Raw genomic sequence first — 22,708 nt, 5'->3', positions numbered from 1 at the left:
TGATGGATAAAAATCCACAAAATAGCTCATTTTTGTTTATTTATTGATGTAAAGACAAGTTTAAAAACATCTAAAACAATAGAAAAACAAATACCAGCCAAACATAAGCATTTACTATAAAAACAATAAAATAGGGCTATGCATTACTAGTTTTAACTGATTTTTCAGTACTAATGTCAGAGCTTATGAACCATTTGAAACAATGAAAAACTAAGGATAAAATACACTAATTAATGTTGGTATAGTAATATATATACCTATTCATATATTACTAACTTATATGACTTAACTAATATATATATTTATTAAATGTCCATTAAGCTTCTAGTCATTACCATTCACCAATAAAAAAGTACTTACCCTACGACTTTATGCTGTTACATAACGAGATAGGGCAAGCATGAAACCACATAATGAAACTAAGACAAAGAAGCTTAAAACAATCAATCCAAATATCAGTAGGAAGATAGAACGAACCTTAAAAACAGCCTTAGATAAATATCCTCGATTATTTATTATCAGAATAGATCTTCGGTTCCCACAACACACCGAATGTAAGAAAGATTCTCGCGTGATATCACGGTTCTTTGATTCTCTAAAAGCCCAGCTAAAAGCTTATGAGTTAAAAAAACGTAAGCAGGGTCAACGTGTCTATCCTAACGGGTTAAAAAGCCTATGGGTTAGAGAGATAGGCCCTAAAAATAAGAATCTCCATTATCACTGTGTTCTGCTCTTCAATAAGGATGCCTTCTTCACATTAGGTCGTTTTCAATGTGATGATGAGTGGGGAAAAGCAACCACGAATTTATATACAAGGATTAATCAGGCATGGCATAGCGCATTAGGAATTGAAATGCTGAATGATGGGATTATTCATGTCTGTAGTTACGATATTGATCCTATCCGATATCTGCATAAAGGCTCTGATAGCTTTGAGAAGGATTATAAAAACTGTGTTGATAAGCTTAGCTACCTTGCTAAGGATTACAGCAAACCCTACAAAGATGGAAACCGAGTTGTAGGTTGTAGCCGATAATTAATCACTGAGGAACGGATGTCATGACACCAAGTGATATCCCTTTCCTTCAATCGATATCGCTTCTGAATTTAATTCAAGCAGGAGCTTTTCTCATGACAAACGCAACGACTACTTCAGTACCCACTTCTCTCCTCACTGACCAATTTATTGATATGAAATTCATTACTCAGTTAACAGGCTTAACCGACAAATGGTTTTATAAACTCATTCAAGATGGCGAGTTCCCTAAGCCGATTAAATTAGGTCGTAGCTCACGCTGGCTCAAGAGCGAAGTGGAACTATGGCTATCTGCACGAATTCAACAATCACGCACTTAGTTTTCACTGACTCATCCTCTCTTCTTTTCAGCATTCCCCACATAACCTAACAGCCTGTTAGACGGTACTCCGTCGGGTTTCGTGCGCCTGTTAAGAAGAGATAATTTCTTACTAAGGTAACCATGCTATGACAACAACATTACCGGAATTAGAGACGCCTCGCCTGTATATTGCAAATACCCCGAACCTTAAGCCTATCGGTGTCCGAGCGGCGGTTAGTGACCCTTTAGTACAATACACGTGCCTTCATTGTGGAGAGAATCTGAGCTTAATAACCGATGACGAAACTTATTGGTTTGAGCATAGTGATAAATCATCAGAGAAACGTTGTATCCACTGCTTGAGTTTTATCAATCAGCAAATCAGAAATGAAATGCAGGAAGGTATTTATCGATGGTTAAAACCTTTAGTGCCTATAACAGACTGGTTTTGTGTGCTTTGCCAGAATGAGTACAGTGGTTCAAAGTACTGTCCTACATGTCAGGATGGTATCTATAGCATTGCTGCACTAAGTAAAGATTAAGGTTGATTAAAAGGAACATACTGCAAAATAAGGGCTTCAGTGCAAGCCCCCATTAATAAGGACATTTTGTATTACACGATAAAGAGTTGTCTATATGATTGACGTGTTCATATGCCCTACTATTAACCGTGCAACGACAGCATGAAGAATGAGTACCGCTACAATAAATATAGGCTATCAGGCAGACAAGTTTTATGCTTCACTGAAGGGGCAGGATATGCCAGTATAACGACTCAAATAAACCACAATCTAGTACGTTTAGAGTGGATCGCAAGTAAGATAATTAGAGGACCATCATGCTAACTTTTCGTAATGCACTGCTTTCTTTTTTCGCTGTAGGGTTACTCCCTCCAATAGCGATGGCAAATACCCATACTGTCACTGTCTTCCAATGTGTCAATAAAAATCAAAAGCAAGTTAATATTAGCCTTGTGAATGAGCAGTATATTTATCAGTTCGGCAAGCTCAAGCAAGAACCTGATATTGTTATCACGAGAAAACCAGAGCAATTAGAAGGGCGTTATTTAAATCCAAAAGGAGATACGGGTACAGCCCAAATCTATGAAATGGACTTTAGAAATGGCAACTATATTTATACCATTTCCTCTTCTTATTTTGATTCAAAACACGAAGCTCAAGTAGATGTGTACCAAAACGATAAATTGCTTACTACCGTCAATTGTTTACCAAATACTATTGTTGATAACCTTAGTGAGCATGTTTTTGACTTTCCAAGTGAGCATTAAACCGTTATGACGGGTGTTAAAATGTCATTGGTGTAATCACTGAAGTATAACAGTATTCCTAACACCGACAGCATACCCACTATCGTTCTCTCATACCTATAACGTCTAATACACGCTAAAGCGCTTCCTGAACCATTATCCGGGCGATTCAATTAAGAGATTAGCATAACGGTTGATAACTAGTGACTGACTTACCACCCAATGCTAGAAGGTATTTTGCACAAAGAATGCGAGAAGCTTGAAGAGTGTTCGTTTTCTAACTAGCTAATTAGTCTTTTCTATATGTCCACTTTCCATAAAATGAGACAGCTATAATTAGACTTTCTGCCCTAAAATTTGCAGAAGTCATGATGAAAAAGCTCGTTTTACTGAAACTCAAATCGTTAATATTTTAAAACTCGCTGATTCTGGTATGAAAGTGGAAGGCTTTTGCCGCCAAAATGGGATCAGTAACGCCATCTATTATAATTGGAAATCAAAATATGGTGGCATGGAAGCTAATGATGTTAAAGGATTAAAAGAGCTTGAGGATGAGAATGCGAAACTAAAAAAGCTCTTTGTGGAAGTCAGCCTTGAAAATTATGCGATGAAGGAGCTTTTCGCAAAAAAGGGCTGACAGTGACTGAAAAGAGCCCCTGTGCTCAATCATTAAAAGAGGCAGGCTTATCAGTCATTAAGGCTTGTAAGCTAACGTCGTTGTCACGAGCCATGTTTTACCGTCAGCAAATAGATTGGCGTAAAAATGACCGAGCGGTGATCGATGCCATACAATCTGTGGTAGCGAAATCACCACAATCGGAATTTTGGAAATACTATTTCCGACTGAGATTTCAAGGCTATCCTTTTAATCATAAACGAATTTATCGCATTTATTGCCGACTAGGATTGAACCTGAAACAACAGGTTAAAAAGGTGCTTCCGAATCGTCAAATAAGGCTATTAGTAATTGAAAAAGTCCCGAATATTCAATGGGCATTAAATTTATGCACGACAGTTTATATTGCGGTAAGCGTTTCAGAATCCTCAACATTATTGATGAAGGAACGCGTGAATGCCTAGCGATCGAAGTTGATACGTTATTACCGGCTGAACGTGTCATCCGGGGGCTTGACCGTTTAAAAGCCGAAAGAGGATTGACGAAACAGAGCAGAGTCGATAAGGATCCTGAACTTATTTCAGTTAACTCATTGAATTATTGTGAAGATAGCCAAATTTAGCTGTGCCATATTCAACCAGGAAAACCGCAACAAAATGGGTTTATCGAATGTTTTAATGGTTCGTTCCGTCGTGAATTTTTAAATGCGTATTTATTTGAATCGTTAAGCCAAGTTCGAGAATTAGCATGGTTTTGGTTGCAAGATTATAACCAAAATCGAACTCACGAAAGTTTAAATCACCTCCCACCGGAGGTCTATCGTCAACAGCTAGAAAACTCTAATTTGGTGTATTTCAATTAATGGAGAATGGACAATACTTTAATGCCTCAATAATTAATCAATAATGTAAAATTCTATTGATATATTTTAAAATCAACATATCAATAGAATAAATTAAAACACCATCAAATATATAAATAAGGTATAGATAAATTAGCAGATGCTCTTTTTTGTGTATCTTCTTTACCTGACGATTGATGAATCCAATAATCAGAAATTTGCTGATAATATCCCTTCCACCATTTATCTTGAGAGTTTTTTATTATTTTTTGATATCTAGTATCAGCTCTTATATTTTTCCATATACGATCTAATGTAAAGTTAGAAATTAGAAAGTCAATAGCAAGAAAAAGATCAAGAGGTGGATGCATTAAGCGAGGAGCATCTAGCAATATTAAATCACCATAAGATCCAATATTATCTTTTACTCTGCGTCCTCCATGATGAAAATGGTAGCTTGGGTGAATATACTGTGGTGGTGATGCATTATCTTCATCTTTATGATAATCTAAATGCCATGCTCCACGAGATAAATCACATGTTACCTCTGAACTTGCTTCATAGCTAATTTCAACAATATGATCTGTCACAGAACCAAACTCAAAGCAAGAATTAGCAACCAATACTAGTTTCATATCTAATTTAACTATAAAACTACTAGCCTCCCACTCATCTGCCTTAATAAATTGATTTTTTGATAAACAACTAGGAGTAAATTCTAATCCTATCAAAGAACACGTTAAACTATCTGCTTCATTATATCTTTTAATAGATTCAATTAATGAATATAATGGTGTAGCACTAGATAAGACTCCATGCTCATTTAAAATATCAATAGACATTTTTACATTATCTATAAAATGATTTCTATCAGTCATTCTTAGAAAGTCTCCGATAAAGTGGTTTAACTTTACTTTGATAGTCAGGGTGAACACTATACTTTGGTTTATGACCTCTATTATAAACAACTTCAGGGTCAAGATAAATTTGTTCTTCCCATTGCATCTGATCTAACTTGATTATAGGTAATGCATCATATGGATCTAATGGTGTTCCTGATACAATACAATTCACCCAATACTTTTCACTTTGCATTCCATTCTTATATTTAGATTTAATTGGTTCAAGATTTTCTAATGATGTAAATAATTTTATAGCATTTACCCGCTCAGTTGCAGTTAATGCTCTGAGGACTTCAGTTCCACTACAACATTCAAACCACCAATCTTCAATTCTAGACATCCACCATCTGTCCTTAATAGATGAAAAAACACCATTATATTTATAACTAATAAATTTATTTTTTAATTTTTCCCAATCGTTCGAATGCTCTATATCAATACCTAATTTAGTTGCTAACATTCGCTCAGTAACTAAAATACCAGCAGATCTAACAAAATTATTTAAAATTAATGATACTAAAGTATGTATATCGTGAGACTTTAGCTTCAAATATTCTAAAAATCTTGCATCTGTAAATTTATATATCTGCTCATTCCATTGTAGAAGAGGAGCAAGTAAATCAAATGTACTAATACTATCTATAGTATCAACCGGTATTGAAACTCTAGCTATACTATAAGCTTCTGCTAAAGAATAAATTATCTTGCTAGCTTTCTCTGCGTATATTGTATCTGATGCAACATTACGCTTAGATAATGTAAAATCAAAAAGATCTTGTGCACTCTCATCCGTATCAAAATACTTTGTATACACATCTTCATTTGAAAGTAAAATAATTGGTGAAGGTGGAACTATTTTACCAATCATTTCCGTCCTAAAATTTTGAGCCAATGAAGTACCCCAATAATCAACGGACTCTTTATTTTCATTCACAGCATCTAATTTTTGATCTATTATTAAACCATCAAATCTATCCTCAATAAATTTATTAATAATTTTTTTCATCGAAGTAGGTTGCATATGCTCAATCACTAGATTGCAATCAAATGAAGTCAACTCATCCTTAAACGGCTTTATAATAGAGTTACTATCATCATCTATATATAAATATTTTTTAATACACATTTTCCGGTATATCCTCATCATTAGCCTTTGGAATTATAACTTGAACACAAGTATTATATCCTTCAGAAGGATCAGCTATTGAAATATCTCCATCTATTTCTATCAATATATCTCTTGTAATTGATAAACCTAATCCCATTCCTACCATTTGCTGATATTCATTATCTAATGGGCTACGGTTATAGTTTGTAGTAAATAATGGTTCAAATACTTTATTTCTATCAGTATCAGGAATACCATCACCATTATCTTCAAATCTAATAACAAATCCATCTACAGATGATTTAACACTTACTCGAATCATCCCAACCCTAACGCCACTTCTAACTATTGCTTTACATGAGTTTGTAAATAAATTCATAAAGATTGAAGAAATCTCAGATACATGAACAGGTACGATCCAAAATTCATCACCTTCATATATGATATCTAAGGTATAATTCCTTCTCGATATAGTTGAATCAACTGAGGTAAAAAAAGAACTAATTATATCCCTAAGTTCATAAGACTTTTTAATTCTTTGCGAATTAGCTCGAATTGTTTCGGTAAAAAAATCAGTATATGAAACAAGCATGTTAATGTTATTATCTATTTCATCTATTGAGTCTAATTGCTGAGTCTCAACTGGCAAGCTTCTTCTTAATTGCTTATTACTCAACATTAATCCATTCAAATATAATTGAATTTCATGTGTAAACTCACCAATAGCAAGTCCTGTAGATGCAAGGACCCTATATAGATTTTTTTCATTTATTATCTCTTGTATGACCTCTTTTTGCTCTTCAATTTTATTTTTAAGATTAATAGCATTTAGATTTAATGGAATACGATCAATTTCTTCGTTATCTTTATTTATATTAATTTCATTTTTAGCATTAATAATTACATCTAAATCTTTAGATATTTCGATTATGCCTTCTAAGACTCTATTATCAAGTGTTTTAGGTTCTGACTTAAAGTCTTTCTGTGAAGATTTTAATTTAATTCCTCTATTTGCATTTATTTTTAAAACTGCATCTGAAACTATTATATATAGTAATCCCCTTAGTTCTTCAAAAAAGATGTTTTCGATTAAACCTTCTCGCGATGATGTCTCTTCAAATAAAACCCCTTGAGTATCAGTTAATTCTATTGCACCCAAAAAATTAGTATTTGCATGAGGAGGAAGAATTGTACGTTTTCTTGATGAATTATCTAACCCTAACCAATCATTATATGTTTCACCATAGGGTGAAACGTAAAATCCATTTCTGTAAAATCTTATTCCACCATTATCCCTTAAATAATTTTGTAGATAGCTTTTCCCTGTTTCACCTTTAGCTATAACAAAATAATATGTTTCTAGCTTAAAATTAATCCCTTTTAATTCATTTGATACATATTTATCTATCGTATAATTTAAATTTAGATTTTTGTATTTAATACCTTGAATTTCAATGGAAACATTGCCAGATTTATTTATATTAGCAACAATTTTCGCATCAGCTTCTGGAATTATTTCAGTATTTTCAGATTTAACTAAGTTAAATTCCTCCTCCGATCTCCCCTTAAAATAAAAATTAACAATAAAGCCAGGGTCAATAATACCAGTTGATAATTTCTTAGGCGATATTTTTATAATAGAACTTATATATTTATATGTTGTTTTAAGACTCTCATCACTCCAAATATCCTTTACTTCTGATATTATTATTTTAGTTCCTTTTTCAAAGCCAAAATCCTCACTTGTCTCAATAATAGAATTATTTACTGACAATAAATTTGTATTTGATTGATATTTATCCCAATCAATATCAATCAAAAGAAAAGGGTCCTTAATAGATTTTCGCGTTATTATTTTTAATTTTTTTCCAATTTTCTGCGCTGAAAAACGGCCAATTCCTTTTCTTCCAGCTCTACTCCTTTCGTATAAAGGAGATATAGGATTATCCTCTTTATCAGAAGTACTAATTTTCATAAAACCTTTGATTAAATCATTTTTTGACATTCCATTACCATTGTCAAGAATAGATATTTCACCGCCAGCTTCATTTGTATTATCAAAAAAAACACTAACTTCTGACGCTTCCGCATCATATGCGTTCTTAATTAATTCGCTAAGAGCTGTTGTCTTCTTTGCAACTAATTGTTCTCCTAGTCTTTTAATTAAATTAGCATCAACCGAAAACCTTATATTTTCTTTGTCAAAGCTAGATATTTTTGTAGTTAAATCAATTAACTCTCCATAATCCAATGGATTATTGGTATCTTCTAGCAATTTAGCCAAAGTATTTCTGAGTTCTCTTTCATTCTGCATTATATTTTTTCACTCCCCTATACCTTTCCTGTCTTAGTTCATTAATGCCTTGAATTAAAAAGTCACATTGCCTTTTTGTGATTAACCCATTTTTAATCAAAACTTGATCCACTAATTTTGTAGCTTCAAAAAACTCACTATTTTCTATTTTTTTATCAATGAAATTTTTAATCAATAGCAGATCATCTATACAATTATCAGATAACATTACCTTAATTTTTTTTCCACTTGATGGCTCAATTTTTAATACTCCAGAACTATATGCTCGTCCTTCTAGCTCAGCAGAAAATTGACTTAAAGAAGATAACATTAATAGTGATAATGCAATTTTAGTATTTGTTTTTGTTTTTTTATCATGAAAAATTACTTTATGTATAGAATTAGTACAATTAAATTTAGCTTGATTTACTACCATTCGTGGTCCATGATGGATCATATATGATAAAAAACAGTCTGAAATTATACCATCAATACCATAACCAGGTGAAAACCAATTGGGTCTTTTTTTAAATGTTTTATTATTTTCAATTTTATCTTCTGTCATCTGATTAATATAGTCAATGACTTGGATGCTTGGATTTTTCATGTATGATTCTGATGGGCAAAATAAAAAAACTCTTTTATCTTCATCTAATAACTTTTCCTGTTTTCTTTTTGTGTGAGTTGTTCCTTTTAATAATGAAAAACGGCTTATAACTGGAATCAAAACTTCTTCAGGTAGACAGTATTTATCTACAGTAGTATTATTAATAATAAAAAAATTATTATTTCCAGTTACCATACCAATTTTTATATCAACATAATCCCCTAATGACTTAATATTATTCCCTGCCAATAAACCTAAATAAGTATTTTTAACTTCTTCAGCAAGGAGATTTATTTTGTAGTTTCCTATATTGGTATCTTTTCTAATAGATTTACTATATATTAATTTTTCTAAATTAGTAAGGGACTCAACAGAATCAATACGTAAACTACAACCTATTGTTGTCGACGAATTAAAACCCTCTGCTAAAAGAATAATTGATGCCTCTTTAGCTCCTTCACCTTTAAAAAAACGTTCAGCAAGTTTGACAATTTTTATATTCAAAAAGTAACACTGAAAAATTTCTATTAGCTTCTTTGCATAATCAGCATGCAGAAGACTGCTTGGTAACACCCATGCAACCCTCCCACCGTCCTTTAAAAACGATAGACTATGCAGTAAAAAAAATGCCCATAAACTAGCATTTCTACCAATTGTATATTTAATAAATGGAGAATTTTTTAGTATATTTTCACATGATTTCCTTTGCATTTCAGTCATATTATGCATTGATACATAAGGAGGATTACCAATAACAATATCAAATTTACCAGCTTTTAGTTGCTCAGGATTAACAGTAATAAAGTCCTGTAAAATAAATTGATTTACTGTATTTATCTTACCTTTAAATTTTTTATCTAAAATCTCAAAAGCATGCTTATCTATATCAACCCCATAAAGCTGTCGTTCAGGTTCCAAACAACCCAGATATTTCAATCTATTACAGCAACTATCAAGAAAGCCACACCCGCCAAAACTCGGTTCTAAGATTGTTTCATTCGCACTAATAATTGCCCAATCAGCTAACATTTGGCTTAATTCTGGCGGCGTATAATAAACCCCTAATTTTCTTTTTTTTAATGCTGAATGTGGCTTCATTACCTTTTTCTCATTTCTATAATTAATTATATTTAATACAAGTTATCGGCTACATGGAACTAAACAGAAGAATTAAATTATTATCAACCTAATATAAAAATCATTTGTTGAACATATTTTTAAAACAATCTCTGATAAATTATACCTTCACCGTGCTTTAAGAACAAAAGCATTGTATCCATAATATTTCAAAACCATATACCTTATTATCCCTGCCCTCACTACTCAATCCAATTTACTTTAAATAAATCAATAAGATAGATTTTATTTTTGTTTAGTATAGTTAAAAGCTGACATGCATCCCCCCCTATTCGCATCCAAATAATCCGCCCACCACTGCACCATCAGCCGCCTTTCCTCAATATGCTCTGCCTTATGAATATAAGCTGCCCTTACCGAGTTACGTTCTTGGTGGCTCATCTGCCTTTCTACTGCATCCTTCGACCATAGCCCTGACTCAATCAACGAGCTACAAGCCATCGTTCTGAAACCATGTCCACAGACTTCAGTTTTAGTATCATAGCCCATCACACGTAATGCGTTGTTAACCGTGTTTTCACTCATTGGCTTTCTAGGGTTATGATCGCCGATAAAAATCAGCTCGTGGTTACCGCTGAATTGATAGATCTGTTTTAAAATCTCAATGGCTTGTCGGCTTAATGGGACTAAGTGAGGAGTACGCATTTTTGATCCGCGATGTGAGTGTTTAACCCCTTCTATCGCTTCGCGTTCAGCAGGGATCGTCCACATGGCATTATCAAAATCGATTTCTTCCCAACGGGCGAAACGTAGTTCACTGGAACGAATGAAAACTAACAAGGTAAGTTTGACTGCAAGTTTAGTTAAAGGTCTTCCCTTATAATCATCGATGCGTTGTAAGAACTCAGGTAGACGTTTAAGTTCTAAGGCTGCTCTATGGACTCGTTTACCAGTAGCAACGGCACCCGCCATATCTTGCGCTGGATTATAGTCGATTAAGCCGCTTTGTACGGCATAACGCATTATGGCTGTCACACGTTGTTGTAAACGTGCCGCCACCTCAAGACGTCCAGACATCTCTACGGCTTTAATCGGTTCGAGGAGATCGCGAGTTTTTAGTTCGGCAATATTACGTTTACCAATAGCAGCAAAGATGTTGTCCTCAAGGCTTTTGAGGACTCGATGGCTATGACCTTCAGACCACTTCTTATTGGTTGCATGCCAATCACGAGCAACCTTCTCAAAGGTATTGAATTCCTTTTGTTGCTCTTCTTTAACTTCTTTGCGTTTCTCACTAGGGTCTACCCCACTGGCGACAAGCTTTCTTGCTTCATCTCGTTTTTCGCGAGCATTAGCGAGGGAGACATCAGGGTATACGCCAAATGCTAGCATCTTTTCTTTACCGCCAAAGCGATAACGGAAGCGCCAATATTTAGAGCCATTAGGATGAACCAGAAGAAATAGTCCGTTACCATCTGTCAGCTTATACGCCTTATCTTCAGATTTTGCAGAACGAACCTTAGTATCGGAAAGTGCCATTTTAACTATCCTCGCAGCCGAATTGCGGGTACAAAACTTTATCGAATCGGCATATACCCGCAAATGTACCCACATCATTAACTTGATGTCGGTTGAGTTGAGTATACGTTGGTAGAGTTAAAATGCGAGAGGAACCTTGCAAACACTGGATTTTAGATACAAAAAAAGACGTCCGTTGACGTCTCTTGATGTTCTTATGGTGCCGAAGGCCGGACTCGAACCGGCACACCCGAAGGCGGTTGATTTTGAATCAACTGCGTCTACCAATTCCGCCACTCCGGCACGAAGTGATGTGTTTCTTGGAAAACGCTGCCATTATACTTGCCTTATGCCTAGTGGCAACATTTATCTTGAAGAATCAGATTGTTCGATTAAAAAAAAAGCACCTACAAAAATCCTCCAATGAAAAACACAATATCCCCAGTTATGTTCAACAAGATTTGAATATCTATGCTAATTTTCCTATAACTATTTTCATAGCCTTAACCTCTGTGTGACTGGCGACAAAGCGTAATTTTTGTTAGTTTATCCGCACTCTTATGTAAAATTATAAAGGCATATTTTATGGGCTTTGTTGGATGGATAGCCACTGGTCTGGTTATTGGCATCTTAATTGGTGTCATAATGAAAATTTTCTCGAAGAAAAAATAAATATTGGCTGAAAAGCCTTTTATAAACAATCATATCGGCTGGCTTCAAACATGAAGAAAACGTTTCTTAAAATTTTGTCGGTATCCGCATTGTCTGCAGCATTGATGGCGTGCTCCTCAACGACAGAAAGAACCTCGCAAACCCCACAAAGTGGCATGCTTGCAGGTAATTCCGAATGGCAAATATTCGAAGGTGATAGACGAACTTACGAACGAGTCACCAAAATTGTCGATATGTATGCGAACCGCATTTATAACGAAAGCGATGCCCGTGGCATGGCGATTATCGTTATTGATAATAACCAAACCTTATCCCGCTATTATGGGGAAACTGCGCCGGGTAGCAGACAAAAACCGGGTCCTAATTCCCTGATCCGTATCGCTTCTGTTAGCAAATTAATGACCAGTGAAATCTTAATTAAACTGGAGCTAGATAAAAAATTAGCGATTACCGACCCGCTACAGCAATACAGCTACAACGGCGTTACTGTTCCAGATAACAACAGCAGACAGCCTATCCGACTGTATCATTTAGCGAGCCATACTAGTGGCTTACCTCGTGAGCAACCCGGTGGAAAATGGGGGCGTCCGGTGTTTATTTGGCCAACCCAAGAGAACCGTTGGACATGGCTGAAAACCGGTAAGCTCGATTTTACGCCGGGTACTGAAGCGGCTTATTCCAACCTCGCCTATGATTTACTTGCTGATGCCATGGTTAAAGCAACGGGGCAGTCATACCCGCAATTGTTCAGCAAATACGTGACCTCTCCGGCGAAAATGACGGATACCACCTATACGCCAAGTAAAAATCAGTGTGCCCGATTAATGGAAGGCACCAAGCCAAGCCCATGCCACAACACCCTTGCGGCGGCAGGTAGCGGCGGCGTGTACTCAACCCCTGCTGATATGCAGAAGTGGATGCAGCAATTTTTATCCACAGATAATAACTTACGTAAAGCCACCGCAGCTCGCGAACAAGGTATTTTCTTCCCACGTGAAAAACTTATTGATGCCAAGGGAATGGATGTCGCTGGTTACGCAGATGGGCTGGGTCTAGGCTGGGTTTATATGAAGCCTAAAAACGGTATTCCGGGGATCTACCAGAAAACCGGTGGCGGCGGCGGATTTAATACCTATATGGCGATGATCCCACAGCAAAATATTGCGGTATTCGTGGTGATGACCCGTAAAGAGGGTAGCAAGTTCAGTAAGTTAACTGCCGGTGTTAACGATATGGTCGCTTCGTTGTCCTCTAACCATGCGTATGGGAAAAATTGAAAGGGTACCGCCGACGCGATTAATGCACTGGCGAGTTATACCCCTACCCTAAAACGCGGATTTGTGCGCCTACTGACATTTATCGTGACAACTGCCTGAGCCCTTCAGGCAGTTTTTTATTCGCCACTCTTTCTGATAGACGACTGTTTTTTATGCAATATTTTAGGATGACCTTTCGCTACTCTTAGACCTTATCACTCATTATTGACAAAGGAACTAAGATGAAAATTATCCCGCTTTTCGCTCATAACATATTACTTCCCAGCTCCATATAATCAGGAACGAACACTGTTTCTGAATGAGTACAGCAACTCAGAAATGTATTTAATCATCAAAAAGCCTTTCCACAGCCTAAAAAACTAGACTATGTCGAAATAGATCTTTCAAGATCTGGTTAATGAGAAAGCGGATGATCCGAACATTGAAGCCACCGCCGAGTATAAAAAAACTATTCGCAGATACCAGGAACGAAGCAAAGCAATCATTCATCCAAGCAACCTGGAGAAATGCTTACAGAATTAGAAAGTCATACAGTGCAAATGGCGGTTCTTTCTCTTATGCACAACAGATTGCCAACAAAAGTGGAAAAAACGTGATAGACATTATCGGTGAATATACATCTCAGACGGAACAAAAAAGGATCCAGCATGGATTATTTAAGCCACAAGGAAAAATTCAATCGATGCTGAGTAATTTCGGTAACTTTATCTTCAGCATAAAATGAGTGTGTTCTTAAAATGGAGACTTGCCATCAGCAATAAAAAAGGCTGTAAAATCATTCGATTCTACAGCCTTTTTTCAATTTAAAGGGAATGAACTATTTTCGTTTAACTAACAAGAAGATACTCACACCCAAGAACAAGACACTCGGCAGCGCTGCTGCAACCACAGGCGGAATGGAGTAAACCAAACTCCAGTTACCAAAACCTTGGTTTAAGATGTAGAACAAGAAGCCGCCAACAATCCCTGAAACCACACGTACCCCCATTGGAACAGTACGCAGAGGTCCGAAGATAAAGGAAACCGCCATCAACATCATTACCGCCGCAGACAATGGCGCCAGAATTTTTTGCCACATACTCAGCTGATACACCGAAGCCACTTGTCCACTCTCTTTCAAATACGTGATGTACTGATACAGCCCACGAATCGAGAGGGAATCCGCATTCAGGGAAACAATCCCTAATTTTTCCGGTGTTAGATTGGTTTTCCAGTCATAGGTTAAACGCTGTGAACCCGTGATTTTTTGCTGGCTACCTAAGATAGATTCCTGAACTTGGGATAATACCCACAATTTTTTATCTGCATCGTAAGTTCCACGTGCCGCAAACATCACTGACTCTAATTTGCGATGATCATCGAAGCGATAAATAGAAACATCTTGGATGGTGCTTGCATCTTTAATGCGCTGGATATAGATAAAGTCATGGGCATCTTTCGCCCACATACCTGAATCTGTTACGACCAAAGAGCTACCCACAATTTTTTCTGCGCGGTAATTACGCGCCCATTGTTCGCCTGCAGGTGCAACCCACTCCCCCATGATCATCGTAACGATAACCAATGGAATCGCTGTTTTCATCACCGACATCGCAATTTGCAAACGGGTAAAACCTGACGCTTGCATCACCACCAGTTCACTGCGGGAAGCTAACGCTCCTAATCCCAACAATGCCCCCAATAATGCCGCCATTGGGAAGAAAATATCGATATCTTTGGGAACGGTTAATAAGGTGAAAACCCCTGCGCTCATCGCCGTGTAATCACCGTCACCCACTTTGCGAAGCTGCTCGACAAATTTGATGATCCCTGAAAGGGAAACCAATAAAAACAGCGTCATCAAAATCGAATTGAGGATAGTTCGACCGATATACCTATCTAAAACACCAAACATCAGGCAACCCCTCTGGTCAACTTAGCGCGTACTTTGCGCATTGGTACGGTATCCCATAAATTCAGAATCACTGCTAATAGCAAGTAACCCAAGTTAACCGCCCACATCGCATATTTAGGATCGATGTCTCCCTTATCGGCGCTATTACGTAACGTACTTTGTAATAAGAAGAAAATCAGATACAACAACATGGCAGGGATCATACTGAGTACGCGCCCTTGACGAGGGTTCACTTCACTCAGCGGCACTACCATCAACGCCATCACGACCACAGAGAACACAATGGTTAGACGCCAGTGGAATTCAGCATTGACCTCAGGGTTATCTTCATTCCACAGCTGCATCATGGTTTTTTGTTCCACTTTGTCAGTGCTCACATCCGTGGCTTTATGATCAACAACCGCTTGGTAATTCACAAAATCAGTGATGCGGAAATCGCGTAACATCGCAGTACCTTCGTAGCGTGTTCCTTGGTCCAGCACCACCATTTGGCGACCATATTCATCTTCTTTCATATAACCGCTATCTGCCACAACAACGGATGGACGTTGCTCATTGGCTGTACGCAGCTGTGCTAAGAAAACATTTTTAAAATCATTGCCTTTGACTTCACCGATGTACAACACAAAATTGCCATCTTTAGTGGTTTTAAACTGCCCTTCCACCATTGCGGCTAAGCCAGGGTTGGCTTTCGCATCGGCCAATACTTGCTCTTGATACTGAGACGACCAAGGCAGCATCCACGTAATATTGGCAACCGCAACTAAAGCGGTTAATGCAGCGAGTACCAGTGCCGCTTTCACAAGCACACTTTTACCCAGACCGCAGGCATGCATCACAGTAATTTCGCTTTCTGTGTACAATTTGCTGTAAGTCATCAATAGCCCAAGAAATAGGCTTAAAGGTAAGATGAGTTGCGCCATTTCCGGCACACCTAATCCTAATAATGGAAGAACTAAATTCGAAGGAATATTCCCTTGAACAGCGGCACCTAAGATGTCGATGGACTTTTGACTAAAAAAGATCAGCAGAAGGACAAAAAGTATCGCCAGCTGACTTTTTAGGGTTTCCCGAACCAAATATCGAATAATGATCACGCTTATTACGCCTGTGAAAACTTGTCTTTTAGGATGAAAATGGCTAAGTTCGTTCTATGACAGCCATTTACTAAAATATACTCTGGTTTATTGTTTGGCTAGAATGATATAAAAGCATTATCTATACTACGTACTATATCGGAATATGCTTAATATAAGCAAAACTAGGTATTTGCTCAATTTAACACAAAGAGTTCATTCTCTATAAGCCAGATCATGCGAAAGGCTAATTTTAACTGGAGCATCGACCTTTGTCTTTAAGATTCAGGAGAACGCATGGAGTTTAGTGTAAAAAGTGGTAGCCCGGAAAAACAACGTAGCGCTTGTATCGTTGTCGGAGTCTTTGAACCACGCCGTCTGTCCCCTATCGCTGAACAGCTGGACAAAATCAGTGACGGATATATCAGCGCCCTGCTGCGCCGCGGTGAGCTTGAAGGTAAAGTAGGTCAATCCTTACTGCTGCATCATGTGCCTAACGTTCTATCTGAGCGTATTTTATTGATCGGTTGCGGAAAAGAACGTGAACTCGATGAGCGTCAATTCAAACAAATCATTCAGAAAACCATTAGCACTCTGAATGAAACTGGCTCAATGGAAGCCGTTTGTTTCTTGACTGAGTTACATGTAAAAGGTCGCAATAACTACTGGAAAGTTCGCCAAGCAGTGGAAACAGCGAAAGAATCCTTATACGTGTTCGATCAACTGAAAAGTAATAAAACAGAGCATCGTCGTCCACTGCGTAAATTGGTATTCAACGTACCAACACGCCGTGAACTGACCAGCGGTGAGCGCGCAATCGCCCACGGTTTAGCGATCGCCTCTGGCGTTAAAGCCGCTAAAGATTTGGGTAATATGCCACCAAATATCTGTAACGCTGGCTATTTAGCATCGCAAGCTCGCCAACTGGCTGATATTTCGGACAGCAAACTGACCACCCGCGTGATCGGTGAAGAGCAGATGAAAGAGCTGGGTATGAACGCATACTTAGCGGTAGGTCAGGGTTCACAAAACGAATCCCTGATGTCCATCATGGAATACAAAGGCAGCCCAGATCCAGAGTGCAAACCAATTGTGCTGGTCGGTAAAGGCTTAACCTTCGACTCAGGCGGTATTTCCATCAAGCCAGCTGATGGCATGGATGAAATGAAATACGACATGTGCGGCGCAGCGACCGTTTATGGCGTAATGCGCTTTATTACTGAGCTGCAACTGCCAATTAACGTAGTCGGCGTATTGGCTGGCTGTGAAAACATGCCTGGCGGACACGCTTATCGCCCTGGTGACGTTCTGACAACGATGTCTGGTCAGACTGTTGAAGTGCTGAATACTGACGCTGAAGGTCGTTTAGTGCTGTGCGATACTCTGACTTACGTGGAGCGTTTCGAGCCTGAACTGGTTATCGACATCGCTACATTAACAGGCGCGTGCGTCATTGCCTTAGGTAGCCACTACACTGGATTGATGTCTAACCATAACCCACTGGCTCATGAACTGTTAAATGCCTCTGAGCAAGCGGGTGACCGTGCTTGGCGTTTACCATTAGCAGATGAGTATTATGAGCAAATCAGCTCTAACTTTGCTGATTTAGCAAACACCGGTGGTCGTCCGGGTGGCGCAATCACTGCTGGCTGCTTCTTAGCGCGTTTCACTGGTAAGTATAACTGGGCGCACTTGGATATCGCAGGTACAGCATGGCGTTCAGGTAAAGCCAAAGGGGCTACTGGTCGTCCGGTTTCCATGTTGGCTCAGTTCTTACTGAACCGTGCAGGCTTAAATGGCGACGAGTAATTTCGATTACGATTGATAATCGCGATTCACTAAGTTGTTATTATAATATCCCGATGAGCAAACTCTGCGATTCGGGATATTGTTTTTAAGCAACAAGCAGTTAGGTCACTCTCACCACACCATTTTGAGGCTGTGGTAAAAACGAGTATAATTCAGCGCAGATTTAATCTTGCTTTAGGTCAGCGAAAGAGCACAACCAGCACCCTGCAAATTGAAGGATGGCGATCCACGCTATACCCTAGATAATTCAGTTTGTAGGTAGGCGGCAAGTGATTGAGACCTTAGGAGCATACACAAGTATGTGACTAAGGCGAGAGCGCGTAGCCAACACCCCTACAAATTGAAGTATGACGGGTATATGAAAAAAGGTACATTTTACTTACTTGAACAGCCCTCCCCACAAGCCGAATATGAAGCCCATGAATGGCTTGCTTGTGAGCTTGCTGCACAAGCGTGGCGCAATGGAAAACGTATTCTGATTGCCTGCGAAAATCAGCAACAAGCTGAAAAAATGGATGAGGCACTTTGGCAGCGAGATCCTCACCAATTTGTCCCCCACAATTTAGCAGGAGAAGGTCCCCGCTATGGTGCGCCAATTGAAATTTGCTGGCCGAATAAACGGGGTAATACACCTCGCGATATTCTGATTAATTTACAAAGCCAATTCGCAGATTTTGCAACGGCTTTCCATGAAGTGATAGACTTTGTGCCTATCGATGAAACTTTAAAACAGTTGGCGCGTGACCGGTATAAAATTTACCGGAGCGTCGGCTTCAACTTGACCATGGCGACGCCGCCAACTTACTGAACACAAAGATAAAAATGGAAAAGAAACCAGAGAACGCAATGATCGAGCCATCCCTCGACAAAACTTATAACCCAGCGGAAATCGAACAATCCCTGTATACCCACTGGGAAAAAAGCGGTTATTTCCGTCCTAACGGTGATACTTCAAAAGACAGCTTCTGCGTGGTTATTCCGCCACCAAACGTTACCGGTAGCCTGCACATGGGTCACGCCTTCCAACAAACCATCATGGATACCATGATCCGTTACCAACGTATGCAAGGGAAAAATACCCTGTGGCAAACGGGTACTGACCACGCAGGTATCGCGACCCAAATGGTGGTTGAACGTAAAATTGCAGCTGAAGAAGGCAAAAATCGCCATGATTACGGTCGTGATGCGTTTATCGATAAAATCTGGGAATGGAAAGCCGAATCTGGTGGCACTATTTCTCAACAAATGCGCCGTTTAGGTGACTCTGTTGACTGGGATCGCGAACGTTTCACGATGGATGAAGGGCTGTCTAAAGCCGTTAAAGAAGCTTTCGTCCGCATGTACAAAGAGAATTTAATCTATCGTGGTAAGCGTCTGGTTAACTGGGACCCGAAACTGCACACAGCTATTTCAGATCTGGAAGTTGAAAACCGCGAAGTCAAAGGTTCCATGTGGCACCTGCGTTATCCACTGGCTGATGGCGCGAAAACAGCGGAAGGAAAAGACTACTTAGTGGTTGCAACCACACGTCCAGAAACCATGCTGGGTGATACTGGTGTCGCCGTTAACCCTGAAGATCCACGTTATAAGGATTTAATTGGCAAAGAAATTATTCTGCCAATTATCAATCGCCGTATTCCAATCGTCGGTGACGAACACGCTGATATGGAAAAAGGTACTGGCTGCGTAAAAATTACCCCAGCTCATGATTTCAACGACTATGAAGTCGGTAAGCGTCACCAACTGACCATGATCAATATGATGGACTTGGATGGTAACGTTCGTCATGAAGCGGAAGTATTCGATACCAACGGTAACCCTTGCACCGACTACAGCAGCGAAATTCCTGAAGCTTACCGTGGTATGGAGCGTTTTGCTGCCCGTAAAGCTATCGTCGCTGAATTTGAACAATTAGGCTTACTGGTCGAAGTCAAACCTCACGATTTAACCGTACCTTACGGTGACCGTGGTGGCGTGGTTATCGAGCCAATGCTGACTGACCAATGGTACGTACGTACTGCGCCTTTAGCGAAAGACGCTATCAAAGCCGTTGAAGATGGTCGTATCCAATTCGTTCCGCGCCAATACGAAAACATGTATTTCTCTTGGATGCGTGATATCCAAGACTGGTGTATTTCTCGTCAATTATGGTGGGGTCACCGTATTCCAGCTTGGTATGACGACAAAGGCAATGTTTACGTAGGTCGTGATGAAGACGAAGTTCGCCGCGAAAACAACTTAGGTGCCGATGTAGCACTGCGTCAAGATGACGACGTATTAGATACGTGGTTCTCTTCTGGTCTGTGGACATTCTCAACCTTAGGCTGGCCAGAAAATACCGATGCGCTGAAAACTTTCCATCCAACGGATGTATTAGTCAGCGGATTCGATATTATTTTCTTCTGGATTGCCCGCATGATCATGATGACCATGCATTTCATCAAAGATGAAAATGGCGAGCCACAAGTTCCATTTAAAACCGTGTATATGACAGGTCTGATCCGCGATGAAGAAGGTCAGAAAATGTCTAAATCCAAAGGGAACGTTATCGACCCACTGGATATGATCGACGGTATTTCATTGGAAGCCTTACTGGAAAAACGTACTGGCAACATGATGCAGCCACAACTGGCTGAGAAAATTGCTAAGCGTACTCGTAAAGAGTATCCAGACGGCATTGAAGCACACGGTACTGATGCCCTGCGCTTTACCTTAGCGGCACTGGCATCAACGGGTCGCGATATCAACTGGGATATGAAGCGTCTGTCCGGTTACCGTAACTTCTGTAATAAATTATGGAATGCGAGCCGCTTCGTTCTGATGAACACCGAAGGTCAAGATTGCGGTCAAAACGGCGGCGAAATGAGCTTCTCATTGGCTGATCGCTGGATCATGGCGCAGTTCAACCAAACCGTGAAAGCGTACCGTGAAGCGTTAGATACTCACCGTTACGATATCGCAGCGGGTATTCTGTATGATTTCACCTGGAATGAATTCTGTGACTGGTACTTAGAGCTGTCTAAACCTGCGGTTCATAAAGGTAATGAAGCCCAAGTTCGTGCGGCGCGTTTCACCCTGATTGAAGTACTAGAAGGCTTACTGCGTCTGGCTCACCCAATCATTCCATTTATTACCGAAACCATCTGGCAGCGCGTGAAAGTGGTGAAAGGGATTGAAGCTGACACCATCATGCTGCAAGCGTTCCCAGAGTTCGATGCCGCGAAAGTGGATGAGCTGGCACTGAGCGATTTAGAGTGGATCAAAGAGACCATTGTTGCTGTCCGTAATATTCGTGCAGAAATGAATATCGCTCCGGGTAAACCACTGGATGTCATGTTACGTGGTGCGTCAGCTGATGCCGCACGTCGCGTTGCAGAAAACGAAAACTTTATCCGTTCTATGGCGCGTTTAGCGAGCATCCGTGTCCTAGCTGAAGGCGAAGAAGCCCCAGTTTCTGTGACTAAATTAGTCGCAGGCGCTGAAGTGCTGATCCCAATGGCTGGTCTGGTTGATAAAGACGCAGAGCTGGCTCGTTTAGATAAAGAGCTGGAAAAAGTGGTAAAAGAAATTGATACCATCGAAAGCAAGTTGGCAAACGAAGGATTTGTGAGCCGTGCGCCTGCTGCCGTGGTTGAGAAAGAGCGTGCGCGTTTAGTGGAAAATATCGAAGCGAAAGCGAAGATTGAAGCGCAAAAAGTGACCATCGCCTCTTTATAATCATTCAGCTTTGAATCTCTAGCCCTGACTCGTCTTTGATGAGTTAGGGCTTTTTTATATCTGGGTGTTGAAAAGCTTTATCACATGCTCAATATCATAATTATTGCACCAGCAAATGGTGCAATTAAAAATATAAATAACACAAATAAAAAGAGATGTTCTTATGACAACAAGCACAACCTCAACTGTTCAAGTTCGTTTAATTCAACCTCAAGATAACCCAGAGATCGCCGCTGTCATTCGTGAAGTGTCCGCTGAACACGGGCTAACCGCAGATAAAGGTTTTGCGGTTGCTGATCCTATTTTAGACACACTGTATGAAGTGTACAGTAAGCCTCGTAGCGCTTATTGGGTTGTCGAAATGGATGGCAAGATTGTTGGCGGTGGTGGTATCTCACAAGTCGCCGGTGGCGATGAACATACCGCTGAATTACAAAAAATGTACCTCTCTTCCGTATTACGTGGAAAAGGTTTAGCGAAGCAAATCGTTCTGATGTCATTGGAATTTGCTAAACAGCAAGGTTATACCCGCTGCTATTTAGAAACCACTAGTGAGCTTCAAGCTGCGATTAAACTGTATGAAAAATTAGGTTTCAACTTTATCGACGAGCCTTTGGGTAATACAGGGCATAGCGACTGTGAAATTCGGATGCTGAAAACCCTGTAATTCTCACCGCCTCATTATTCAACATCAAAG

At 39.3% G+C, this 22,708-nt stretch carries 17 protein-coding genes, 1 tRNA gene and 1 pseudogene; 11 read left to right on the top strand and 8 right to left on the bottom strand.

Annotated elements, in window-relative coordinates:
- Window positions 1-400 precede the first annotated feature (400 nt).
- The 5 genes and pseudogenes from PR766_RS04295 (at window position 401) to PR766_RS04275 (ending at window position 4,082) form a co-directional block, all read left to right on the top strand.
- Window positions 401-1,036 (top strand): inovirus Gp2 family protein, encoded by a 636-nt coding sequence (locus PR766_RS04295; protein ID WP_154636271.1) that lies wholly within the window; start codon window positions 401-403, stop codon window positions 1,034-1,036.
- Window positions 1,037-1,131: 95 nt separating this feature from the next.
- Entirely contained in the window at window positions 1,132-1,356 is a 225-nt protein-coding gene (locus PR766_RS04290; protein ID WP_154636272.1) for a helix-turn-helix transcriptional regulator, read from the top strand.
- Window positions 1,357-1,483: 127 nt separating this feature from the next.
- Window positions 1,484-1,879: a putative zinc ribbon protein gene (locus PR766_RS04285; RefSeq protein ID WP_129623491.1), complete on the top strand. Its 396-nt coding sequence runs from the start codon at window positions 1,484-1,486 to the stop codon at window positions 1,877-1,879.
- Window positions 1,880-2,175: 296 nt separating this feature from the next.
- A complete protein-coding gene (locus PR766_RS04280) occupies window positions 2,176-2,625 on the top strand; it encodes a hypothetical protein (RefSeq protein WP_154636273.1) in 450 nt (149 codons plus the stop codon).
- Between the two features lie 334 nt (window positions 2,626-2,959).
- A pseudogene (locus PR766_RS04275) lies at window positions 2,960-4,082 on the top strand (IS3 family transposase).
- 104 nt (window positions 4,083-4,186) lie between these two features.
- Here PR766_RS04275 and PR766_RS04270 read toward each other — a convergent pair.
- The 6 genes from PR766_RS04270 to PR766_RS04245 form a co-directional block, all read right to left on the bottom strand.
- The gene (locus tag PR766_RS04270; RefSeq protein WP_154636274.1) at window positions 4,187-4,939 is read right to left on the bottom strand and encodes a hypothetical protein; all 753 of its coding nucleotides are present in this window, start codon (window positions 4,937-4,939) and stop codon (window positions 4,187-4,189) included.
- Window positions 4,932-6,089 carry a protein-PII uridylyltransferase gene (locus tag PR766_RS04265; RefSeq protein WP_154636275.1) on the bottom strand — a complete coding sequence of 386 codons (1,158 nt, stop codon included), beginning with the start codon at window positions 6,087-6,089 and terminating at the stop codon, window positions 4,932-4,934. Before PR766_RS04265 ends, PR766_RS04270 begins: the two co-directional genes overlap by 8 nt.
- Window positions 6,079-8,385 (bottom strand): sensor histidine kinase, encoded by a 2,307-nt coding sequence (locus tag PR766_RS04260; RefSeq protein WP_154636276.1) that lies wholly within the window; start codon window positions 8,383-8,385, stop codon window positions 6,079-6,081. Before PR766_RS04260 ends, PR766_RS04265 begins: the two co-directional genes overlap by 11 nt.
- Window positions 8,375-10,069: an HsdM family class I SAM-dependent methyltransferase gene (locus PR766_RS04255; protein WP_154636277.1), complete on the bottom strand. Its 1,695-nt coding sequence runs from the start codon at window positions 10,067-10,069 to the stop codon at window positions 8,375-8,377. The genes PR766_RS04260 and PR766_RS04255 overlap by 11 nt, the downstream gene beginning before the upstream one ends.
- A 264-nt stretch (window positions 10,070-10,333) precedes the next feature.
- Window positions 10,334-11,587, bottom strand: a complete 1,254-nt coding sequence (locus PR766_RS04250) for a tyrosine-type recombinase/integrase (RefSeq protein ID WP_154636278.1) — start codon at window positions 11,585-11,587, stop codon at window positions 10,334-10,336.
- Between the two features lie 197 nt (window positions 11,588-11,784).
- A tRNA-Leu gene (locus PR766_RS04245) sits at window positions 11,785-11,869 on the bottom strand.
- Window positions 11,870-12,288: 419 nt separating this feature from the next.
- Here PR766_RS04245 and ampH point away from each other — a divergent pair.
- Together ampH and PR766_RS04235 are read left to right on the top strand one after the other, a co-directional pair.
- On the top strand, window positions 12,289-13,515 hold the full coding sequence (ampH, locus tag PR766_RS04240; protein ID WP_154636279.1) for a D-alanyl-D-alanine-carboxypeptidase/endopeptidase AmpH: 1,227 nt from the start codon (window positions 12,289-12,291) through the stop codon (window positions 13,513-13,515).
- Window positions 13,516-13,924: 409 nt separating this feature from the next.
- Window positions 13,925-14,239: a hypothetical protein gene (locus tag PR766_RS04235; protein ID WP_036967625.1), complete on the top strand. Its 315-nt coding sequence runs from the start codon at window positions 13,925-13,927 to the stop codon at window positions 14,237-14,239.
- Between the two features lie 93 nt (window positions 14,240-14,332).
- Here the strand turns inward: PR766_RS04235 and lptG are convergent, their stop codons facing one another.
- Window positions 14,333-15,409, bottom strand: a complete 1,077-nt coding sequence (gene lptG / locus PR766_RS04230) for an LPS export ABC transporter permease LptG (protein WP_006662441.1) — start codon at window positions 15,407-15,409, stop codon at window positions 14,333-14,335.
- On the bottom strand, window positions 15,409-16,506 hold the full coding sequence (lptF, locus tag PR766_RS04225; RefSeq protein ID WP_006658424.1) for an LPS export ABC transporter permease LptF: 1,098 nt from the start codon (window positions 16,504-16,506) through the stop codon (window positions 15,409-15,411). Before lptF ends, lptG begins: the two co-directional genes overlap by 1 nt.
- A 276-nt stretch (window positions 16,507-16,782) precedes the next feature.
- On the opposite strand from lptF, the gene pepA reads away from it, so the two are divergent.
- The 4 genes from pepA (at window position 16,783) to PR766_RS04205 (ending at window position 22,678) form a co-directional block, all read left to right on the top strand.
- Window positions 16,783-18,294, top strand: a complete 1,512-nt coding sequence (pepA, locus tag PR766_RS04220) for a leucyl aminopeptidase (protein ID WP_006658423.1) — start codon at window positions 16,783-16,785, stop codon at window positions 18,292-18,294.
- Window positions 18,295-18,652: 358 nt separating this feature from the next.
- Window positions 18,653-19,102 (top strand): DNA polymerase III subunit chi, encoded by a 450-nt coding sequence (locus tag PR766_RS04215; protein ID WP_006662440.1) that lies wholly within the window; start codon window positions 18,653-18,655, stop codon window positions 19,100-19,102.
- 38 nt (window positions 19,103-19,140) lie between these two features.
- Window positions 19,141-22,011: a valine--tRNA ligase gene (locus PR766_RS04210; RefSeq protein ID WP_195848325.1), complete on the top strand. Its 2,871-nt coding sequence runs from the start codon at window positions 19,141-19,143 to the stop codon at window positions 22,009-22,011.
- A 163-nt stretch (window positions 22,012-22,174) separates the two neighbouring features.
- A complete protein-coding gene (locus tag PR766_RS04205; protein ID WP_006662438.1) occupies window positions 22,175-22,678 on the top strand; it encodes a GNAT family N-acetyltransferase in 504 nt (167 codons plus the stop codon).
- Window positions 22,679-22,708: the final 30 nt, after the last annotated feature.

Source organism: Providencia sp. PROV208, from assembly GCF_028479465.1.
Classification (GTDB): domain Bacteria; phylum Pseudomonadota; class Gammaproteobacteria; order Enterobacterales; family Enterobacteriaceae; genus Providencia; species Providencia alcalifaciens.
Note: the sequence above shows the minus strand (reverse complement) of the source record. Positions and strands in the feature narration are given on the sequence as shown.

What these genes read in the sequence shown, in the direction of transcription:
- PR766_RS04210 (WP_195848325.1), top strand. Translation starts at nt 19,141, where the DNA reads ATGATCGAGCCATCCCTCGACAAAACTTATAACCCAGCGGAAATCGAA.
- PR766_RS04270 (WP_154636274.1), bottom strand. Translation starts at nt 4,939, where the DNA reads ATGACTGATAGAAATCATTTTATAGATAATGTAAAAATGTCTATTGAT.
- PR766_RS04215 (WP_006662440.1), top strand. Translation starts at nt 18,653, where the DNA reads ATGAAAAAAGGTACATTTTACTTACTTGAACAGCCCTCCCCACAAGCC.
- PR766_RS04235 (WP_036967625.1), top strand. Translation starts at nt 13,925, where the DNA reads ATGATCCGAACATTGAAGCCACCGCCGAGTATAAAAAAACTATTCGCA.
- PR766_RS04295 (WP_154636271.1), top strand. Translation starts at nt 401, where the DNA reads ATGAAACCACATAATGAAACTAAGACAAAGAAGCTTAAAACAATCAAT.
- PR766_RS04285 (WP_129623491.1), top strand. Translation starts at nt 1,484, where the DNA reads ATGACAACAACATTACCGGAATTAGAGACGCCTCGCCTGTATATTGCA.
- PR766_RS04255 (WP_154636277.1), bottom strand. Translation starts at nt 10,069, where the DNA reads ATGAAGCCACATTCAGCATTAAAAAAAAGAAAATTAGGGGTTTATTAT.
- PR766_RS04290 (WP_154636272.1), top strand. Translation starts at nt 1,132, where the DNA reads ATGACAAACGCAACGACTACTTCAGTACCCACTTCTCTCCTCACTGAC.
- PR766_RS04265 (WP_154636275.1), bottom strand. Translation starts at nt 6,089, where the DNA reads ATGTGTATTAAAAAATATTTATATATAGATGATGATAGTAACTCTATT.
- PR766_RS04205 (WP_006662438.1), top strand. Translation starts at nt 22,175, where the DNA reads ATGACAACAAGCACAACCTCAACTGTTCAAGTTCGTTTAATTCAACCT.
- PR766_RS04260 (WP_154636276.1), bottom strand. Translation starts at nt 8,385, where the DNA reads ATGCAGAATGAAAGAGAACTCAGAAATACTTTGGCTAAATTGCTAGAA.
- pepA (WP_006658423.1), top strand. Translation starts at nt 16,783, where the DNA reads ATGGAGTTTAGTGTAAAAAGTGGTAGCCCGGAAAAACAACGTAGCGCT.
- ampH (WP_154636279.1), top strand. Translation starts at nt 12,289, where the DNA reads ATGAAGAAAACGTTTCTTAAAATTTTGTCGGTATCCGCATTGTCTGCA.
- lptG (WP_006662441.1), bottom strand. Translation starts at nt 15,409, where the DNA reads ATGTTTGGTGTTTTAGATAGGTATATCGGTCGAACTATCCTCAATTCG.
- PR766_RS04280 (WP_154636273.1), top strand. Translation starts at nt 2,176, where the DNA reads ATGCTAACTTTTCGTAATGCACTGCTTTCTTTTTTCGCTGTAGGGTTA.
- PR766_RS04250 (WP_154636278.1), bottom strand. Translation starts at nt 11,587, where the DNA reads ATGGCACTTTCCGATACTAAGGTTCGTTCTGCAAAATCTGAAGATAAG.